The sequence below is a fragment of the Dietzia maris genome (genome assembly GCF_014144855.1).
GTDB lineage: Bacteria > Actinomycetota > Actinomycetes > Mycobacteriales > Mycobacteriaceae > Dietzia > Dietzia kunjamensis.
The window spans coordinates 1-1,464 of sequence record NZ_JAALDN010000242.1; the positions used below are offsets into that span (position 1 = coordinate 1).

Below are 1,464 nucleotides of genomic sequence, written 5' to 3' on the forward strand. Positions count from 1 at the left end.
GGGGGTCGGCGGAGGCCGTTCCCGCGGAACCCGCCCCGCCGGCGACCGCGGGAGCGCCCGCCGGCGCAGCGGCTCCGAAGTCCCCGGAGAACAGGGAGTCGTCACCGTCCAGGAGATGCTTGGTGACCATCGCGCGCGGACTCAGCCCACGCAGGTCGTTGAGCTGCTTGAGGGGCTCGCGGAACTCCTCGAACTCCGTCCCGTAGTCGTCCCTGAGCTGCTGCTGGGCGTTGCTGGCGAACTCACGGACCTTGCGGATCGCCGAGGCCAGCCAACGGGCGGCCTCGGGTAGGCGCTCGGGCCCCAGGACCACCAACGCCACCACGCCGAGCACCAGGAGCTCGGACCACCCCACGTTTGTGAACATCGCAGCCAGGATACGTCGCCGGGCTCACCGGTGGGAACCCGAGTCGTCCGGTGCCCCCGGTCAGCCCAGCGCGGGGCGCACGGTCAGTTCGACCCGCGTTCCACCGCGGATGACCTCGACCGGGACGTCGACGTCCGCCCCGGCGCGACGGACGGCCACCACCAGTTCATCGGAGGAACGCACCTGCCGGTCACCGACCCTGGTCACGACGTCCCCTTCCCGGAGTCCGCCCTCCTCGGCGGGCGAGCCCTCACGCACGTTGACGATCTCGGCGCCCTCCACCGACCCGTTGTCCGCCTTGCGGGCGTTGACGCCGATCGTGGCGTGGCGGACCGCCCCGTCGGTCATGAGCGACGTCGCGATCTCGCGGACGTCGTTGACCGGGATGGCGAAGCCGAGACCGATGGAACCCCCGGACTGGGTGAAGATGGAGGTGTTGATACCGATGACCGCTCCGGTCCCGTCGATGAGCGGTCCCCCGGAGTTGCCGGGGTTGATGGCGGCGTCCGTCTGGATCGCGTCGATCACCACGTCGCCGTCCGAGGTGGACTCCCCGAGGGCGATCGGGCGCCGGGTCGCCGAGACGATGCCCTCGGTGACGGTGCGGGCGAGTCCGAGGGGCGAGCCGATGGCGATGACCTGCTCCCCCACCTGGACGTCGTCCGAGTCCCCCAGGGTGGCGACGGTGAGGTTCTGGACGTCGTCGACCTTGAGGACCGCGAGGTCGGTGGCGGGGTCACGCCCCACCATCTCGGCCGAGGCCCTGGAGCCGTCGGGGAAGATGACATCGATGTCCGCGCGGTCGGCGGCGCCGTCCATGGTGACGACGTGGTTGTTCGTCACGATGTAGCCCTGTGGGTCGATGACGATGCCGGAGCCCTCCCCCTGGGCTGACGCCGTGGACACCGAGATGTTGACGACGGCGGGTTGGACGCGCTGGGCGACCTCACCGATCGGGTTGTCGGATCGAATGACGTTCTCCGGGGCGTCGGCGATCCGGACGGTGGAGGTGGTGAGGACGCGCGCGGAGTCCGCCACGACGGCGCCGATGGCGCCCGCGACGAGGGCGACGACGGCGACGGCCGCGGTCGCGCCGG

2 protein-coding genes are annotated in these 1,464 nt (G+C 71.2%); both read right to left on the minus strand.

Going from position 1 to position 1,464, the window contains the following annotated elements; genetic code table 11:
• A partial coding sequence (gene tatB, locus G6024_RS08575; RefSeq protein WP_159148483.1) for a Sec-independent protein translocase protein TatB occupies positions 1 to 367 on the minus strand: 367 nt, incomplete at its 3' end.
• A gap of 60 nt (positions 368 to 427) precedes the next feature.
• Positions 428 to 1,464: S1C family serine protease (locus G6024_RS08580; protein ID WP_159148484.1), on the minus strand; the 1,037-nt coding region annotated here is incomplete at its 5' end.